An 18,996-nucleotide genomic window follows, 5' to 3' on the forward strand; every position below is an offset into this window, starting at 1 on the left:
TTGCTGATAAATAACGAGTTAATATTTTATTTGTGGTTTTTTAAAAGTTTTTCTAAAGCTTCGGGATTTTGAGCCGTTATTAAAAGTAACTTTGAGAGAACTACTTGGTTTTCCGAGACGTCGGAAACCGCTATACCGGAAAATCAATTGGAGAAATCACCATGGCAGTGAATGTAAATACAAACGTTTCAGCGATGACAGCGCAACGTTACCTAAACAACGCAAACAGCGCACAACAAACATCAATGGAGCGTCTAGCTTCAGGCTCTAAAATCAACAGCGCGAAAGATGACGCTGCGGGCCTACAAATCTCTAACCGTTTGAACGTTCAGAGCCGCGGCCTTGATGTTGCTGTTCGTAACGCGAATGACGGTATCTCAATTGCACAAACTGCTGAAGGTGCAATGAACGAGACAACGAACATCCTGCAACGTATGCGTGATTTGTCTCTACAATCTTCAAACGGCTCAAACTCAAAATCAGAGCGTGTAGCGATTCAAGAAGAAGTAACAGCACTGAACGACGAACTAAACCGTATCGCGGAAACGACGTCTTTTGGTGGTAACAAGCTGCTTAACGGTACTCACGGTACTAAATCATTCCAAATCGGTGCGGATAACGGTGAAGCGGTAATGCTTCAACTGAAAGACATGCGCTCTGATAACGCTCAGATGGGTGGTAAGAGCTACCAAACTGAGAATGCGAAAGACAAAGACTGGAACGTTCAAGCTGGCGCAAACGACCTAAAAATGTCGTTCACTGATAACTTCGGCCAAGCACAAGAAATCGATGTGTCTGCGAAAGCGGGCGACGACATCGAAGAGCTAGCAACGTACATCAACGGTCAACAAGACTCTGTTAAAGCGTCTGTAACTGAAGACGGTAAGCTACAAATGTTTACTGGTAACAACAAAGTTGAAGGCGAAGTGGCATTCTCTGGCAGCCTTGCTGGCGAACTAGGTATGCAACCTGGCAAAGACGTAACGGTTGATACTATCGACGTAACATCAGTTGGCGGCGCACAAGAGTCTGTAGCAGTTATCGATGCGGCACTTAAGTATGTGGATAGCCACCGTGCTGAGCTAGGTGCTTTCCAAAACCGTTTCGACCATGCGATCAGCAACTTAGACAACATTAACGAAAACGTTAATGCATCTAAGAGCCGTATTAAAGATACCGATTTCGCGAAAGAAACGACTCAGATGACTAAGTCTCAGATCCTTTCTCAAGCTTCAAGCTCGATTCTTGCTCAAGCGAAGCAAGCTCCGAACTCGGCACTTAGCCTACTAGGTTAATCGATTTAAAGGCCACGTTGCCAAGTTGGTTATAAGCGCTGTTGATCATAAGTGCTGTTGATCATAAACGTTAACGTTAGGCTTCCACAAATTAGCTCGTGGTGAGAGATGAGCGCTAAACAGACCCAGCTTCGGCTGGGTTTTTTATTGCCTGTAATTTGGCGAAGGTGTATTTGGAAAAGTGCAATGTTGGTAAGCAGGAGCAAAAGCGAGATTCCCTATCACGTTCGTCCCCCGCTGTAGGGAATGACGGAATGTAAATCAACAAATTGAGCCGTTATTCGTCATCCCAGAATCGAGTAGAACGAGATATCAGGGATCTCTTTTGGTTTTTATATTCAATACCATGCTCATTAATCTAAGCCGACGGGAAGCTTTAGCGAATGTCGCCCTATTAATTGAAGCCCGATCACACTTTTCCTTGTTGTTGAAAATAATACGAAAAAACTCGCAATTTTTATTAAAGCTTCTAGTTAAGGGGCCGTTAAAGGGATTGAGAGAAATGATATGTACCAATGTAAGGTGAGAGAGACACTGGTGCATAAACAAAATTGACATGTATTTGTGTGAGGTGAGAGTCACATAAGTACATTAAAAAATGCCTAAAGGAGATCAACTATGGCGATTAATGTAAGCACTAATGTGTCTGCAATGACGGCTCAGCGCTACCTAAATAGCGCGGCTGAAGGTACTCAAAAATCAATGGAGCGTTTGTCTTCTGGCTATAAAATCAATAGCGCAAAAGATGATGCTGCAGGCCTACAAATCTCTAACCGCTTAACGTCGCAAAGCCGTGGCCTAGATATGGCTGTGAAAAACGCGAATGATGGTATCTCTATTGCACAGACAGCTGAAGGTGCAATGAATGAGTCAACCAACATTCTGCAACGTATGCGTGACCTTTCTCTTCAATCTTCAAATGGTTCAAACAGCAAATCTGAACGTGTTGCGATCCAAGAAGAAGTCTCTGCTCTAAACACAGAGCTTAACCGTATTGCTGAAACGACCTCTTTTGGTGGTAACAAGCTTCTTAACGGTACTTACGGCAGCCAATCTTTCCAAATCGGTGCAGATTCTGGTGAAGCAGTAATGCTGACGATGAATAACATGCGTACTGACACTCAAGACATGGGTGGCAAGAGCTACGGCGTTACAGAAGGCAAAGATGCTTCTTGGCGTGTAGCTGCAGGTTCTGATCTGACTATCAAATACAACGATAAGTTTGGTGAAGCACAAGAGTTGTCTATTTCTGCGAAGGAAGGCAACGATATGGAAGAGCTAGCAACTTACATCAATGGTCAGAGCCAAGACGTTAAAGCGTCAGTTGGTGAAGGCGGCAAACTGCAACTTTTCGCTTCAAGTCAAAAAGTTGAAGGTGATGTTGAGTTCGGCGGCAGCCTTGCAGGTGAACTTGGTATTGGTGCAGCTAAAGATGTGACTGTTAACGACATTGACGTAACATCGGTTGCTGGCGCGAACGAAGCGGTATCTATCATTGATGGCGCACTAAAATCTGTTGATAGTAACCGTGCTTCTCTTGGTGCTTTCCAAAACCGTTTTGACCACGCAATCAGCAACTTAGATAACATCAACGAAAACGTAAATGCATCTAAGAGCCGTATCAAAGATACTGATTACGCGAAAGAAACGACAGCAATGACGAAGTCTCAAATCCTACAACAGGCGAGTACTTCTATCCTAGCTCAAGCAAAACAATCACCATCAGCAGCTCTAAGCTTATTGGGCTAAACTTACCTCGGTAAGTAGCGGTAAACTCTACTCTGGGTAGAGTTTTACTGTATGGCTCACAAAGGAGGGAGGGAGACTGTTATGGAAATACCATCCAACGCATCGAACATCCAGCCTTATGGCTCACCTAATGGCATTAAATTTGCAAGCGATGAAGGTAGTAGTGCGTCGAGCACTTCACGACTGAAAGAAGCAACATCTTATGGCAAGGTAGAAAAATCGAAAGAGCAAGCTACTGAAGCGGCGATTCAATTAGCTCAACATCGACAAGAGTTAAACAATGAAGAGCGAGTCAAGATGGTAGAGAAGGTAAACGAGTTTATCTCCTCTCTCAACAAGGGTGTTGCCTTTAAAGTCGATGAAGAGTCGGGGAGAGATGTGGTTACCATTTATGAGACCACAACCGGTGATATTATTCGCCAGATCCCTGACGAAGAAATGCTTGAAATTCTAAGACGCCTAGCAGCCCAAAACTCAAATAGTAGAATATTTGAGGTGAAGGTTTAAGTCGTATTATTGAGGTGATTTAATGAGTTTTGGCCCAATGGGGATTTCGTCTGGCATGGATATCAATTCCATGGTCAGCAAAATTGTTGATTCGGAGCGTGTACCTAAACAGCAACGAATTGATAATGAACGAACGCGAATCGATACCAGCATTAGTGCCTATGGAAGACTCAGAGAATCCCTTGATTCTATGAAAAACCTGATGACAAACTTTCGTCAGGAAAAAGCTTTTGCTGTGCGAACAGTTGAAAGTACCGATGAAGGTCTTGTCTCTGCAACCGCGACTACCGAAGCGATCGCTGGCAAATATGCCATCGATGTGTTGCAGCTTGCCCAGAGTCATAAAGTGGCTTCTGATGTACTGTCAGAGGACATGAAATTTGGCCCGGGTAAGCTGCAGGTTTCGCTTGGTGATGACAGCTTTGATGTGCAAGTTGGCGGCAGATCGAAACTTATCGATGTCGTTCGCAGTATAAACGGCGCAGATAGCAATCCAGGCGTTCGTGCATCTATTATCAATGATGTCGAAGGCCCACGACTTATTGTCGCCTCGAACCAGTCTGGTTCAGATCAGCAGATCAGCATTAATGTAGAGTCTGATGCTGCTAATCCTCTAAAAAAACTCGAATACAAAACTCTAGAAGAGCGTGTGAAGGCGCTTGAGAAAGCGCGCCTTGCTGCACAAGATGTTCTTGCTCTAACCCCTGCAGGAAAAGCAGTTGAACTCATCGATGAAGCGATCGCTAACGATGACCTAAATGCGAGTGAAAAACTCGATGAAGACGGCAATGTTATCCCAGCAACCCAAACCGATTCTGCCTCAGATGTTGACGGAGACTCTCAAAGTCTTAGCTACGGCGAGCAAGCTGCAGCTGATGGTCAAGCTGCCCTAGACGCAGCTAAGGCGTCAAAGTCTGTGATGCCCGAAGACAATATCCCAGGTTGGACTGAAACAGCCTCAGGAACTCTTTTAGATTCTTACTACACGCCAGAACTTGAGCTTGATGAAAAAGCGATAGAGAAGGCGCCTGATGTGCCGGGGTGGTCAAATGCTGCCTCGGGTACTCTGACCGATTCCTACGTGACGCCGAAAGAAGCTCAGCAAAAGCTTGAAGCTGAACAAGCGCGTATCGAAGATAAAATTTCACAAGAAAAAGCCGATTTGGCTGAGAAAGTTCAAAAAGGCGAATTGACCGCGGAACAAGCCAAAAAAATTGAGCGTGCGAAATTAGAACCCGAAGAGCGTGAGCTTTTAGAGAAAGTCGATAAAGCGCAAGCTGAGCTCGAACAGGCACAACAGTCTTTTGATACCTATAGCGGTATGGCTGAAGTTCAGGCGGGGCAAGATTCAATGGTCGTTCTAGACGGCGTCGCACAGCTTTCGAGTAATAACAATGTGATTGAAGATGCCGTAGAAGGTATCGATATTACGGTGAAAGGAAAAACGCCAAAAGATAAGCCACCGGCTGAAATCGGTGTTGAGTACGACCGTAATAGTGTGCGCCAAGACATTGAATCTTTCGTTAACTCTTACAATCAGTTTTATCAAGTGTCTAAGAACTTGGCGGGCGTTGATCCAACGACTGGCCAAAAAGGGCCGCTTTCTGGCGACAGTACTGTACGTAATGCCGACTCGCGATTGAAAGGGGTGTTCTCATCAAGTATTGAAGGCGCGCCTGATAATCTCAAGTCATTGACTGAATTTGGTATCACGACCACAAGGCAAGGCTCGCTAGAAATTAACTACGACATGCTTGATCGTCAACTTAATAATAACTTCGATAAGTTGGGTGAGTTCTTTGGCGGCAACAATGGTTTCGCCAAAAAAGTGGAAGATGCGATTCAAGGTATCACAGGTATCACAGGTTCGATTCGTACTAGAGAAAAGAGCTTAGTCGAGCAAAACTACCGCTTGGTTGATGATCAAAGCGCACTCGATCGCCGCATGGACAGCCTAGAAAACCGTACACATTCTAAGTTTACTGCCATGCAAGATGCGACTAGCAAGATGCAATCCCAGCTGGGCAGTATGATGAATGCGTTGGGCTAATAGATGAACAGTCAGCTGCAAGAGCTTTGTGAACTCGATCAATTAATTATCTCTAAGCTTGAATTTAGTGAAATTAATGCTGAAGAAATAACGCGGCTTGTCGATAACAGAGAACAGTTATTGCAAAACGTGCTTCAAATAATCGACTCACACCCCGACGTTAAGCAAAGTTCTGAATGGTTTGAAGCCATTACCAGAACCAGAAAATTAGTCGAATTGATGCAATCTGAGACGAGTCGAGTAGGTAAGACCCTACACAAATACCGTCACGGCGCTAAATCAGTTCAACAATACAAAAAGTTTTTATAAAAGAGGTTTACTATGCGCGGTTCTTTACAGGCATATAAAAAGGTATCAGTGGATAGTCAGCTAACAGCTGCCTCACCGCATAAGATTGTACAAATGCTGATGGCAGGTGCCATCGAGCGCTTGATTCAAGGTAAAGCGGCAATGCAAGCGGGCAACATCCCAGTGAAAGGCGAGCGACTTGGTAAGGCTCTGGATATCATTATTAGCCTACGTAGTTGCCTGTCTATGGACGATGGTGGCGATATTGCGAAAAACCTAGATCAACTTTATGAGTTCATGATCACGCAAATTTCTGCGGCAAATCACAAAAATGACCCACAGCCTATTGATGATGTTATCGATATTATCCGCGAAATTAAGAGCGCTTGGGACCAAATTCCGAACGAATATCACAACTTGACGTCTGCTGACGTAGGTATTTAAAGAAAAACTGCAGTTTTAACCAATCTCATATCCTTTAATTGGTTGGTTGCCTTATTTTTTTAATCAAATAAAATAGAAGCCATTAGATAGCCTAATGGCTTTTTTCGTTGCTGATTTCCTAAATTTGTCCACGTAGACCATAATCATTGATACTTTTCTCTGTTTTATCGATTACGTCGCTCATCGTTTTTCTGCATCGCACCAAAATAAAGGCAATAATTCCTACTTATGCAAGGTTTGGCAAAACTGCTTGTCGTCGACGATAGCGCTCAAGATCGTCACAATTTAAGCACAATATTAGAGTTTGTAGGAGAGAGCTGCGAAGTAATCAGCTCTGAACAAGCACGTAAAGTGGATTGGTCACTACAGTGGGCCGGCTGCATTATTGGTACCATTAAAGGTAAAGGCTTCAACGCTTTACTGAATGAAAAGCTTGTTCACGCCAATCACATCCCTTTACTGGTGATTGGTAAAAACAATCACCCGGTTGACGAGCTAACTAACTATGTTGGCGAACTTGAACTTCCTCTTAACTACCCGCAATTAAGTGATGCATTAAGGCACTGTAAAGATTTCTTAGGCCGCAAGGGTGTTCAAGTGGTGTCTTCGGCACGCAAGAACACACTGTTTCGCAGCTTAGTAGGGCAAAGTGCTGGCATTCAAGAAGTACGTCACTTAATTGAACAAGTCTCTTCTACGGAAGCGAACGTGCTGATTCTTGGTGAATCTGGTACAGGCAAAGAAGTCGTAGCGCGTAATATTCACTATCACTCTAAGCGCCGTTCTGGGCCTTTCGTGCCTGTGAATTGTGGTGCTATTCCACCAGACTTACTCGAAAGTGAGTTGTTTGGTCATGAGAAGGGCGCATTTACTGGTGCGATTACCGCACGAAAAGGTCGCTTTGAATTGGCTGAAGGTGGCACACTGTTTCTTGATGAAATTGGCGATATGCCAATGGCAATGCAAGTTAAGTTGTTGCGTGTACTGCAAGAGCGCTGTTTCGAACGCGTAGGTGGTAACAGCACCATTAAAGCTGACGTTCGTGTGATTGCAGCAACACACCGCAATCTTGAAGACATGATCGACGATGACTCGTTCCGTGAAGATCTTTATTACCGCTTGAATGTATTCCCAATTGAAATGCCGGCGCTTCAAGATCGTAAAGAAGACATTCCACTGTTGCTTCAAGAGCTAATGACTCGAATGGAAGCGGAAGGCAGCATGCCTATCTGCTTCACGGCACGTGCTATCAATTCTTTGATGGAGCACTACTGGCCAGGTAACGTTCGTGAGCTAGCGAACCTCGTTGAGCGAATGGTTATCCTGTATCCAAATAGCTTGGTTGATGTGAATCATCTACCCACTAAATATAGATACAGTGATATCCCTGAGTTCCAGCCTGAATTTAATCGCTTTGTGTCGGAAGAAGAGCAAGAACGCGATGCACTTTCTGATTTGTTCTCAGAAGATTTCAGCTTTGACCAGCAAGATGATCTTGCCGATAACGCGAATGCGCCTCAAGAGTTACCACCAGAAGGTGTTAATTTGAAAGAGCTGTTGGCGGATATGGAAGTGAACATGATCAACCAAGCCTTGGAAGCGCAGGGTGGCATTGTTGCCCGTGCTGCAGACATGCTTGGAATGCGCAGAACGACTTTGGTTGAAAAAATGCGTAAGTACAATCTACAGCGATAGAGCTCAGATTCGTGTTCAGCGATATCAAATTAAGACGGGTGTTGAGTTAAAGCATCGTTTTGGTTGAGAGAATAGAGAGGGCATAGTCGAGTTGTTGCTTGCTTAACTATGTGATAAATATAGCAAATAGCCTGACGCGTGTTTTACGTGTCAGGCTGTTTTAGTATTTGAGGCAAATTTTTGACATGCACGGATCTAACGAATCAGAAAATCAGTCACACCTAGATTCAGTTGAACAGCAGGTTGAGCGCTATAAGCAAGTGCTTGATGTGATGCCAGCAGGTGTCATCTTGTTAGATACTCATGGTGAAGTAAGGGAAGCGAACCCAGAAGCGCACCGAATTTTAGGTGTGGAACTGGTGGGCGAGAAGTGGTTTTCGGTTATTCAAAGTGCCTTTGACCCAAAAGACGATGATGGACATGAGATCTCATTGAAGAACGGGCGTAAAGTGCGTTTGGCGATTTCAGCCTCGACTACAGGTCAGCTAATCTTGATCACCGACCTGACAGAAACTCGTCTCCTACAGTCTCGCGTGAGTGATCTTCAGCGCTTGTCGTCGTTAGGCAGAATGGTAGCCTCGTTGGCACACCAGGTTCGTACGCCACTTTCTAGCGCCATGCTTTATGCATCAAACCTTGCCGCGCCAAACTTGCCGCCGGCAACAAAGACACGTTTTCAATCTAAGCTTATGGATAGATTGCATGACTTAGAGAAGCAAGTGAACGACATGCTGTTGTTTGCCAAAGGTGGCGACAACAAGGTTGTGAAGCCATTTACCGTTGCTGAACTGATCACTGAATTTCACCCAATGGTGGAAGCTGCATTAAAATCGAACCAGATTGATTATTGCCAGGAAGTGGAAGGCGAAGAGACTCAGATGTTTGGCAATGCTAATGCTATCGCTTCTGCTCTGAGCAACCTAGTTTTGAACGCAGTGCAAATTGCGGGTAAAGAATCGCAGATTGATGTTTTTTTTAGGCCCGTAAACGGCGAGCTTAAGATATCAGTGCAAGACAGTGGCCCCGGCGTACCGAAAGAGCTTCAAGGTAAAATTATGGAACCCTTCTTTACCACTCGTTCGCAAGGTACAGGTCTAGGTTTAGCCGTTGTACAAATGGTCTGTCGAGCACATGAAGGCCGACTGGAATTGATATCAGAAGAAGGGGATGGCGCATGCTTTACTATGTGTCTACCGCTGGAAAGAAGCGCTTCTTCTGAAGACTAATAAGTTTTAACTGAATTTACACTGGAGAATCCTATGGCTCAAAGCAAAGTGTTAATCGTCGAAGATGATGAAGGTCTACGCGAAGCCCTTGTCGACACTCTCGCGCTTGCTGGCTATGAATGGCTGGAAGCGGATTGTGCGGAAGATGCTCTGGTAAAATTGAAATCGAACTCCGTTGATATTGTTGTCTCTGATGTGCAGATGGCAGGTATGGGCGGCTTAGCACTGCTAAGAAATATCAAGCAGCATTGGCCAAATCTACCAGTATTGTTGATGACAGCGTATGCCAACATTGAAGACGCCGTTGCCGCAATGAAAGAGGGCGCTATAGACTATATGGCAAAGCCATTTGCGCCTGAAGTACTGCTCAATATGGTGAGCCGTTATGCTCCGGTAAAATCGGATGATAATGGCGATGCCATCGTTGCCGATGAGAAAAGCATCAAACTAATGATGTTGGCTGATAAGGTGGCTAAAACCGATGCTAACGTCATGGTGTTGGGGCCAAGTGGTTCTGGTAAAGAGGTCATGTCTCGCTATATTCACAACGCTTCGAGCCGTAAAGACGGTCCGTTTGTTGCGATTAACTGCGCCGCGATTCCAGATAACATGTTGGAAGCAACACTGTTTGGCTACGATAAAGGCGCGTTTACTGGTGCTATTCAAGCTTGTCCTGGTAAATTTGAGCAAGCTCAAGGCGGTACTATTTTGTTGGATGAGATCAGTGAAATGGATCTTAGCCTACAAGCGAAACTACTGCGCGTGTTGCAAGAGCGCGAAGTTGAACGTCTTGGTAGCCGCAAGAGTATCAAACTGGATGTTCGTGTTCTGGCAACCAGTAACCGCGACCTAAAGCAGTATGTTTCTGAAGGGAATTTCCGTGAGGATTTATACTACCGCCTGAATGTATTTCCAATTACTTGGCCAGCACTGTGTGAACGTAAAGGCGATATTGAGCCGCTTGCGAAGCACTTGGTTGAGCGCCATTGCACCAAGCTTGGTATGCCCGTTCCTGTTCTGTCCGAGCAAGCCATTAGTAAGCTCGTCAATTATCCGTGGCCGGGTAATGTGCGTGAACTGGATAATGTCGTGCAGCGCGCTCTAATTCTGAGTGAGCAAGAAAATATTTCAGGTGAGCACATCTTGCTTGAAGGTGTCGATTGGCAAGACGCAAGTGGCCTGCAGCGAATTGTTGAAGGCAACAGTGTTGCCGCGCCAGATATCAAGCCGATTGCTGAAGCGAACCCTATTGGTAAAGTCGTGGCTGCCAGCGAAGGGCTTGGAAATGAGCTTCGAGATCAAGAGTATGCAATTATTCTTGAGACGCTGATCGCTTGTAATGGCCGACGTAAAGAAATGGCAGAAAAGTTGGGCATTAGCCCTCGCACATTGCGTTATAAGTTGGCGAAAATGCGCGATGCTGGAATAGATATCCCAAACTGAGGATAGATTAGTAGTGTCAGCTTTCTGACTAGTGTAATACGATATCTAGTCAATTTAATGTGTGGCACGCTAATTGCTCTGTCAATAATACAGCTAAATAGATAGTCATAATTTTGACTCCTGAGGTAGTAGATGAGAATAGATGGTTTACAAGGCGAAATGCAGGCAATGATGGTTGAAGCTGCTAGCGCGCGTCCTGCTGCAACGGGGCAAGCGGTCGGTGCAGATTTTGGCAACATGCTGACGCAGGCCATTAATAACGTGAACTCATTACAAAAAACCTCAGGTGATCTTCAAGCTCGTTTTGATAGTGGCGACCAAAGCGTGTCTCTATCGGACGTGATGATTGCTCGTAATAAATCTAGTGTGGCTTTTGAGGCGACGATCCAAATTAGAAATAGATTGGTCGAATCGTATAAAGAGCTGATGAATATGCCGGTATAAGTTGGGTAATTAAATAGTGGCAGATAATAGTCAAACAACAGATTTAACCGTAAGCGATAGCAATGACCATGCACTCATTGCAGGTTCGGAGCTTGATGGGGAAGGGCAAAATCCCGATCTAGGTGAACGCAGTTCCTCTAAGTTCGATATGGCCGTCGGTGATCTCGATTTACTTCGTCAGGTCGTCTTAGTCCTATCTATTTCTATCTGTGTAGCGCTGATTGTGATGCTGTTTTTCTGGGTGAAAGAGCCAGAAATGCGTCCATTAGGGGCTTATGAAACAGAAGAGTTGATTCCCGTTCTTGATTACTTGGATCTACAAAAGATCGAATACACTCTTGAAGGTAACACTATCTCGGTACCGGCTAGTGAGTACAACTCATTAAAGCTTAATATGGTACGAGCGGGTTTGAATCAAGAGCGAAACGCCGGTGATGACATCCTCATGCAAGACATGGGTTTTGGTGTATCACAACGTTTAGAGCAAGAGCGCCTTAAGTTAAGTCGTGAAAGACAGCTTGCGAAAGCCATTGAGCAGATGAAACAGGTACGTAAAGCTCAGGTTTTATTAGCCTTGCCAAAGCAGAGTGTCTTTGTTCGTCACAATCAAGAAGCCTCAGCTTCCGTATTTCTGACTCTGAAAACTGGCAGTAACCTCAAGCAGCAAGAAGTTGATTCTGTTGTCGACATGGTGGCAAGTGCCGTTCCGGGAATGAAAACCTCACGTATCACGGTGACCGATCAGCATGGCCGACTGTTGAACTCAGGTTCTCAAGACCCGATGTCAGCTGCGCGTCGTAAAGAACATGAGTTAGAGCGCAATCAAGAGCAAGCGCTGCGTGAAAAAATTGACTCTATCCTAATTCCTATTCTTGGGTTTGGTAACTATACCGCTCAGGTTGATATTCAGCTTGATTTTAGTGCTGTGGAACAAACGAGAAAACGTTTTGATCCGAATACGCCAGCGACTCGAAGTGAATACACGTTAGAAGATTATAACAACGGCAACACTGTGGCTGGTATTCCTGGCGCTTTGAGTAACCAACCTCCTGCAGATGCTTCAATTCCCCAAGATGTTGCTCAGATGAAAGACGGTGCGATGACGGGGCAAGGTTCGGTTCACAAAGAAGCGACCCGAAACTTTGAGCTAGACACAACCATCAGCCATGAACGTAAGCAGAGTGGCACGGTTAACCGCCAGACGGTATCGGTAGCGATCAAAGACCGTCAATCACTGAACCCTGATACGGGCGAAGTGGTTCATACGCCAATCCCGGCCAGCGAAATTAATGCGATTCGTCAGGTACTGATTGGTACTGTTGGCTTTGATGAAAATCGTGGTGATTTACTCAATGTGTTAAGCATGCAGTTCGCACCACAAGTGACGGATGTTGTCGCTGATGTGCCAATTTGGGAGCATCCAAATTTCAATGATTGGGTACGTTGGTTTGCGAGCGCGTTGGTTATTATTGTCGTGGTATTGGTACTTGTTCGCCCTGCAATGAAGAAACTGCTTAACCCAGCAGCTGACGATGATGATCAAATGTACGGCCCTGATGGTATGCCAATTGGTGCCGACGGCGAAACCAGCTTAATTGGTGGTGATATTGAAGGTGGGGAGTTGTTTGAATTTGGTTCAAGCATCGACTTACCAAACCTTCATAAAGACGAAGATGTGCTGAAAGCAGTACGTGCTCTTGTAGCGAATGAACCAGAGCTAGCAGCTCAAGTAGTTAAGAATTGGATGGTAGATGGCTAACGAAATAGTTCCACAACAAACGGAAGGTGGTGAAGTACTTGATGTCTCTGGCGTGGATATCGGTTCTATCTCAGGCGATGAACGCGCTGCGATCTTGTTACTAAGTTTAAATGAAGAAGACGCTGCTGGTATTATTCGTCACCTAGAGCCAAAGCAGGTTCAGCGTGTGGGCAGTGCAATGGCGCGAGCGACTGATCTATCCCAAGAAAAAGTGGGAGCGGTTCACCGTGCTTTCTTAGATGATATTCAGAAGTACACCAACATTGGTATGGGCAGTGAAGACTTCATGCGTAATGCGCTGGTCGCTGCCTTGGGTGAAGACAAGGCGAATAACCTTGTTGACCAAATTCTTCTTGGTACTGGCTCGAAAGGTTTGGACTCACTGAAGTGGATGGATCCTCGTCAGGTGGCGAGTATCATCATCAACGAGCACCCTCAGATTCAAACCATTGTGTTGTCGTACCTCGATTCTGATCAATCGGCTGAGATTCTGTCTCAATTCCCAGAAAGAGTTCGTCTGGATCTGATGATGCGTATTGCTAACCTTGAAGAAGTTCAACCTTCGGCTCTTGCTGAATTGAATGAAATCATGGAGAAACAGTTTGCGGGTCAAGCGGGTGCTCAAGCTGCCAAAATTGGTGGCCTGAAAGCCGCGGCTGAGATCATGAACTACATGGACAATAATGTGGAAGGCGTCTTGATGGATCAAATCCGAGATCAAGACGAAGATATGGCAACGCAGATTCAAGATCTTATGTTTGTCTTTGAAAACCTTATTGAAGTTGATGACCAAGGTGTTCAACGACTGCTGCGTGATGTTCCACAAGACGTTCTACAGAAAGCGCTTAAAGGTGCTGATGACGGTCTACGTGAGAAGATCTTCAAGAACATGTCTAAACGTGCTGCCGATATGATGAGAGACGACATTGAGGCGATGCCGCCAGTAAAAGTCTCCGACGTGGAAGCGGCTCAAAAAGAGATATTGGGTATTGCGAGGAAGATGGCAGACAGTGGCGAGATTATGCTGTCTGGTGGCGCCGACGAGTTCCTTTAATACAGAAACCTCAAGAGCCCCACACTGTTGGGGCTTTTCTTTATCCAATCTCGAACCCAAGATTAACTCCGTTCACGGCTTGAATTTACAATGCAGCTGGACGCATTCATAGATAGGTACTGATATGTCAGGTGATAGAAAACGCGGCTTCCTTCGCCCTGAAGAAGATAATACGGTTGCCCAACCTCAAAAATGGGGGTTGCCTGACTACACCTCTGATGTGAATAAACAAGCCAAAGAAACGGCCTTTAATTACGATCCTAGTTGGATGCCGACGGTTGAAGAAGCCATTGAAGACGAAGAGCTTGTTCTGACTGAAGAGCAAATCGAACTGATTAAGCAAGGTGCTTATCAAGAAGGGGTTCATCAAGGGCAAGAAGCTGGCTTTAAACAGGGTTACGATAAAGGTAAAGAAGAAGGGTTTGCTGCAGGCCACGAAGAAGGCAACCAAGCCGGCAAGCTTGAAGGCGTGACTGCTGGTCAAGAGTACATTCAGCAGCAAGTTGCCATCTTTATGGGGCTAGCCAACCAGTTTGCTCAACCGTTAGAGCTGATGAACGCTCAGGTAGAGAAGCAATTGGTGGACATGGTACTGACCATGGTCAAAGAAGTGGTTCATGTTGAAGTGCAAACCAACCCACAAATCATATTAGATACCGTCAAAGAGTCGGTCGAGTCGTTGCCGATCTCAGGTCATGCGATCACATTGAAGCTTAATCCCGAAGACGTCGCGATTATTCGTTCTGCGTATGGCGAAACTGAATTGGATTGCCGCAATTGGACGTTAGTTGCAGAGCCGGCACTCAACCGTGGTGACGTACAAATCGAAGCGGGTGAGTCGAGCGTTAACTACCGCATGGAAGACCGTGTGAAAAACGTCATTCAAAACTTCTGTGGCGCAAACCGTCATCAGGGTCATGAGTAATGCTTGAATTAGCAAATCGTCTTAGCCAATACAAAGTCGAAGGGCTAAAATCGCGACCAATTGCCTCTGGTAAGTTAGTACGCGTTGTTGGCTTAACGCTTGAAGCGACCGGCTGTAAAGCACCCATCGGCAGCCTGTGTTTAGTAGAAACCATGTCTGGTCAGATGGAAGCCGAAGTCGTCGGCTTCTCTGGCGATAACTTATTTTTGATGCCAAGTGAACAAATCACAGGGATACTACCTGGCGCTCGTGTGACCCCCGTGACCACTGAAAGCGGCATCCCTGTCGGAATGGAATTGCTTGGCCGAGTGATAGACGGTGTGGGTAATCCACTTGATGGGCTAGGTCCCATCTATACCGAACAACGCGCTTCATTTAATGCTGAGCCAATCAACCCTTTAGCTCGAAAACCGATTTCTGAACCGCTTGATGTCGGCTTGAAGGCCATAAACGGTTTGCTGACGGTAGGTAAAGGTCAGCGTATTGGTCTGTTTGCTGGTTCCGGTGTCGGTAAGTCGGTCACGCTCGGGATGATGACTCGAGGCACAACCGCGCAAGTGGTGGTGGTAGGTCTAATTGGTGAGCGTGGACGAGAAGTTAAAGAATTTATTGAAGAGATTCTTGGCGAAGATGGACGCAAACGATCTGTGGTGGTCGCTGCTCCTGCGGATTCATCGCCACTGATGCGATTGAAAGGTTGCCAAACTGCACTGGCTGTCGCTGAGTACTTCCGCGACCAAGGTTTAGATGTTCTTTTATTAATGGATTCATTGACCCGTTTTGCTCAGGCTCAGCGTGAAATTGCTCTGTCTGTGGGTGAGCCGCCAGCAACCAAAGGTTATCCGCCATCAGTATTCGCCAAGCTTCCTGCGCTGGTGGAACGTGCGGGTAACGGCAACGATGAACAAGGTTCTATCACGGCTTTCTTTACCGTTTTAACTGAAGGTGATGACTTACAAGACCCCATTGCCGATGCGTCACGAGCGATTCTTGATGGTCACATTGTTTTATCGCGTGAGATGGCCGATGCCGGACATTATCCTGCGATTGATGTCGAGAAATCCGTCAGTCGTGTTATGCCGCAAATCACCACCGAAGAACATGTATTGATGTCGAAAGCGGTGCGCCAAGTACTCTCTATCTGTCGTAAAAACCAAGATTTGGTATCGATTGGTGCTTACAAACCGGGGACTGATCCTGCCATTGATAGTGCCTTCACCTTGAAACCGAGGTTGGACGAGTACTTACAGCAAAAAATGAAAGAAACGGTTCCCTATGACATGTGTGTCAACATGTTGAAACATGTATTGGGTGGCTAACGAGTGAATAAGGTTAGTCATGGATAACGCATTAGAATTTTTGCTCGACCAAGCCAAGGATCAAGAGAACCAAGCCGTACTCGCGCTCAACAAAGCGAATTCAGAGCTTCAAGGTTACTATGAGCAGGTCGCTCAGATTGAAAAGTACCGACTTGATTACTGTCAGCAACTTATTGACCGCGGAAAAGCAGGACTCACAGCGAGTCAGTACGGTCACTTGAACCGTTTCTTAACTCAACTAGATGAAACATTATCTAAACAGAGAGAAGCGGAGCACCATTTTAAAAACCAAGTCGACAACTGCCAAAACTACTGGATGGAGCTACGTAAAAAGCGTAAATCCTACGAGTGGTTGATGGAGAAAAAACAAAAAGAGAAGGCAAAGCTGCAAGATCAAAGAGAACAAAAGCAAATGGATGAGTTCTCGACGCTGATGTATGGCCGAAAGAAGATGTGATCCTAAGCCCTGAATGACGCTGGTGTTGCCGTTCAGATTGTGAGAACAGAACTAATAGGCATGTTTCTTGCTCCGTTTTATATAAAATTGCGCGTTATGCCCAACAAAGGCATTAAAAGCACCCGACTTTCTTTTTGTTGTCCGATTTATGGCAGCAAAGCTAGTAGATAGAGCTTGTATATATGAATGTTAGCCTTTCCTCAAATTCAGCGGCCAATAAAACGTCATCGTTGTTGGACACCGGTTCTGCCTCTTCCAAGGTAGAAGAGACCGGAGACTCTAAAAGTTTCTTAGAGTCTTTTAAAGAAGCGCTAGGCTTTGAAGAAAGTGATAGCAAAGCGGCAGTAAAAGACACTGATGGCGCATCAACATCAGACGAAAAACAGACCTCTGCGGAAGAAGAAGTATCGGCTGAAAAGACTACAGGTGATTCAACTGAGTCTAAGATCGCTGATGAGGCTAGCGAAGCTCAAACCAAGCAGGCTAAAGCAGCGACGGATGTTGAAAATACGGCTACTAGTAACGCAGCTACTGAACATACGTCTGAACTAAATTCACCGTCGAGCGATAAAGCCTCGTCGAAACGGTCTGATGACGATACCTTGGCTGCGGCTCAGCCCAATAGTGATTCTGATACACAATCCGCAGAGCTGAATGCTCAGGGGGCATCTCAAGCTAGTGCTGCGATGAGTGAAGGCAATAAATTGCTTGGTCAGTTGGACGAGGCAAACAAAACACTGAATCAACCTGACAACGGCAAAGGCTTGCCTCAGCAAGTGAAGGCTGATGAAGCTCAAGGCAAGATTGTAGGTGCAACTGCTGTGGGCGTTCTTGCGACCGATACAGTGGGTAAACCAGCACAACAAACCAATGCAGTAAACCAAGAAAACGGTCTTGAGATCGATTCTGAAATTGCCGTGCTTACCGGAGGTAAGGGTGTATCACAGTTGACTGATGATGAAATTCGACAGTTGATGGATAAAGGCGTCACCCCAGAACAAATTGAAGCGAGTATGAGCCGAGAGTTGCGCCAAAAGAACGCGGCCAGTTCGGTTGCTGCCGATCAGAGTCAAGCACTCTCAGCAGCGGATATGGAACTTGCAAAACAGGTTGATGCCCATACCAAAGCGTTAAACCAATTGAATGGACAGATCGAATCAGAACAGTCTGTTGTCGGTGGTCTGGTTCAAAAGCAACAAAGTGGCGCTAAGCTGACCGTCGATGAGCAAGCTGCGCTGGCTCAAGCAACCTCTAACTTAGAAGTATTAAATCAACAGCTAACCAATGTTCAACAGCAAGCAACGGCTTTACTAAGCCAAGCTCCGAACGTGAACAGCACACCCGGTGAACCCGCCGCTATTGATTGGGACAACACTGATTCAAATGAAGCCAAAGCCTTAGCCGCGGTGGCATCAACAGCGGCAGTAGCGACGGCTGCACAACAAGTATCAGCGCAGGCCGCTTCTCAATCAGCAAATAATGCTCTTACGGATAAGGCGGCAATGCTGCACGCCAATAATGCGCATGCGGCTCAACAATTGGCTTCTCAACAAGGGAATGCCGCTCCAATGCAGCAGCAAGCGGCCTTAGATCCTAGCTTAACGGCACAAAGCCTAGCGATGAATGCAACGCCAGCAGCCACAAAAGCAAGCTCGACTGACGCGCTTCTTAAAGCGGGCGCTGGTGCCGCTGCATTGTCTGGTTTGGGTAAAGCGGGTGCTAAAGAAGATTCTAAAGATTCGACCTTGGCCCAGCAGATCGCTTCTGCGGCTGGCGCACAAGGTACAGCAACGGTTGGTTCAGCACCTACACGAGCTGAAATTCAAGCTGCTCAACAAGCGCCTTTACAGCTCACCAAAGAGTTAGCCAATGAGCAGGTTGCGGAAAAAGTCCAAATGATGATGTCGAAGAACCTCAAGAACTTGGACATTCGTCTCGACCCTCCAGAGTTGGGTCAGATGAAAATCCGAATGACCATGAATAATGATGTGGCGAACGTGCACTTTACGGTTAGCAATCAACAGGCAAGAGATGTGATTGAACAAACCTTACCTCGCCTGAGGGAGATGCTTGCTCAACAAGGTCTACAACTAGCCGATTCGTCAGTTCAGCAACAGAGCTCTGGTCAGGGGCAGGATAGATACAACAATGGTGAGCAACAATCCGGCACTAACCGCACAAATGATGGCCAAGGTGATGAAAACCTTGATAGTGGCAGCAATCTTGAATTGAATGTCGCATCAAAGCGTGATGGAATTAGTTATTATGCCTAATATCAGGCTAAGAACGCTTGGTTGATAGAAAGAACCGTCAGTTAATCGAAAGAACAGGAAGTTAGAGT

At 45.8% G+C, this 18,996-nt stretch carries 15 protein-coding genes and 2 pseudogenes; all 17 read left to right on the forward strand.

Annotation, left to right across the window (positions count from 1 at the left end; all coding sequences use genetic code 11):
- Positions 1 to 161: 161 nt before the first annotated feature.
- Positions 162 to 1,295, forward strand: a complete 1,134-nt coding sequence (locus DUN60_RS02570; RefSeq protein WP_004736189.1) for a flagellin — start codon at positions 162 to 164, stop codon at positions 1,293 to 1,295.
- Positions 1,296 to 1,913: 618 nt separating this feature from the next.
- Positions 1,914 to 3,044, forward strand: coding sequence for a flagellin (locus DUN60_RS02575; RefSeq protein ID WP_004736190.1), 1,131 nt, complete (start codon positions 1,914 to 1,916; stop codon positions 3,042 to 3,044).
- Positions 3,045 to 3,125: 81 nt separating this feature from the next.
- A complete protein-coding gene (flaG, locus tag DUN60_RS02580; protein WP_114633104.1) occupies positions 3,126 to 3,551 on the forward strand; it encodes a flagellar protein FlaG in 426 nt (141 codons plus the stop codon).
- A 22-nt stretch (positions 3,552 to 3,573) separates the two neighbouring features.
- Positions 3,574 to 5,601 (forward strand): flagellar filament capping protein FliD, encoded by a 2,028-nt coding sequence (fliD, locus tag DUN60_RS02585; RefSeq protein WP_114633105.1) that lies wholly within the window; start codon positions 3,574 to 3,576, stop codon positions 5,599 to 5,601.
- Positions 5,602 to 5,604: 3 nt separating this feature from the next.
- Positions 5,605 to 5,910, forward strand: coding sequence for a flagellar protein FliT (fliT, locus tag DUN60_RS02590; protein WP_004736193.1), 306 nt, complete (start codon positions 5,605 to 5,607; stop codon positions 5,908 to 5,910).
- A gap of 12 nt (positions 5,911 to 5,922) precedes the next feature.
- Complete coding sequence (gene fliS, locus DUN60_RS02595; protein WP_004736194.1) at positions 5,923 to 6,333, forward strand: flagellar export chaperone FliS; 411 nt, start codon at positions 5,923 to 5,925, stop codon at positions 6,331 to 6,333.
- 228 nt (positions 6,334 to 6,561) lie between these two features.
- Positions 6,562 to 8,028, forward strand: a complete 1,467-nt coding sequence (locus tag DUN60_RS02600) for a sigma-54 dependent transcriptional regulator (protein ID WP_004736195.1) — start codon at positions 6,562 to 6,564, stop codon at positions 8,026 to 8,028.
- A 185-nt stretch (positions 8,029 to 8,213) separates the two neighbouring features.
- Positions 8,214 to 9,254 carry a sensor histidine kinase gene (locus tag DUN60_RS02605; RefSeq protein WP_017076823.1) on the forward strand — a complete coding sequence of 347 codons (1,041 nt, stop codon included), beginning with the start codon at positions 8,214 to 8,216 and terminating at the stop codon, positions 9,252 to 9,254.
- A gap of 33 nt (positions 9,255 to 9,287) precedes the next feature.
- Entirely contained in the window at positions 9,288 to 10,697 is a 1,410-nt protein-coding gene (locus DUN60_RS02610) for a sigma-54-dependent transcriptional regulator (RefSeq protein WP_114633106.1), read from the forward strand.
- 132 nt (positions 10,698 to 10,829) lie between these two features.
- On the forward strand, positions 10,830 to 11,141 hold the full coding sequence (gene fliE, locus DUN60_RS02615) for a flagellar hook-basal body complex protein FliE (RefSeq protein ID WP_004736198.1): 312 nt from the start codon (positions 10,830 to 10,832) through the stop codon (positions 11,139 to 11,141).
- Between the two features lie 16 nt (positions 11,142 to 11,157).
- Positions 11,158 to 12,900 carry a flagellar basal-body MS-ring/collar protein FliF gene (gene fliF / locus DUN60_RS02620; RefSeq protein WP_017076821.1) on the forward strand — a complete coding sequence of 581 codons (1,743 nt, stop codon included), beginning with the start codon at positions 11,158 to 11,160 and terminating at the stop codon, positions 12,898 to 12,900.
- Positions 12,893 to 13,954: a flagellar motor switch protein FliG gene (gene fliG, locus DUN60_RS02625; RefSeq protein WP_017076820.1), complete on the forward strand. Its 1,062-nt coding sequence runs from the start codon at positions 12,893 to 12,895 to the stop codon at positions 13,952 to 13,954. Before fliF ends, fliG begins: the two co-directional genes overlap by 8 nt.
- 124 nt (positions 13,955 to 14,078) lie before the next feature.
- Positions 14,079 to 14,879 (forward strand): flagellar assembly protein FliH, encoded by an 801-nt coding sequence (gene fliH / locus DUN60_RS02630; RefSeq protein ID WP_114633107.1) that lies wholly within the window; start codon positions 14,079 to 14,081, stop codon positions 14,877 to 14,879.
- Positions 14,879 to 16,198: a flagellar protein export ATPase FliI gene (gene fliI / locus DUN60_RS02635; protein WP_010439337.1), complete on the forward strand. Its 1,320-nt coding sequence runs from the start codon at positions 14,879 to 14,881 to the stop codon at positions 16,196 to 16,198. The genes fliH and fliI overlap by 1 nt, the downstream gene beginning before the upstream one ends.
- 19 nt (positions 16,199 to 16,217) lie before the next feature.
- On the forward strand, positions 16,218 to 16,655 hold the full coding sequence (gene fliJ / locus DUN60_RS02640; RefSeq protein ID WP_017076818.1) for a flagellar export protein FliJ: 438 nt from the start codon (positions 16,218 to 16,220) through the stop codon (positions 16,653 to 16,655).
- A gap of 182 nt (positions 16,656 to 16,837) precedes the next feature.
- Positions 16,838 to 17,240: pseudogene (locus DUN60_RS25005) on the forward strand (flagellar hook-length control protein FliK); the annotation flags it as partial.
- Between the two features lie 56 nt (positions 17,241 to 17,296).
- Positions 17,297 to 18,928: pseudogene (locus DUN60_RS02645) on the forward strand (flagellar hook-length control protein FliK); the annotation flags it as partial.
- Positions 18,929 to 18,996: the final 68 nt, after the last annotated feature.

It is taken from the genome of Vibrio splendidus (assembly GCF_003345295.1).
Classification (GTDB): Bacteria; Pseudomonadota; Gammaproteobacteria; order Enterobacterales; family Vibrionaceae; genus Vibrio; species Vibrio splendidus_K.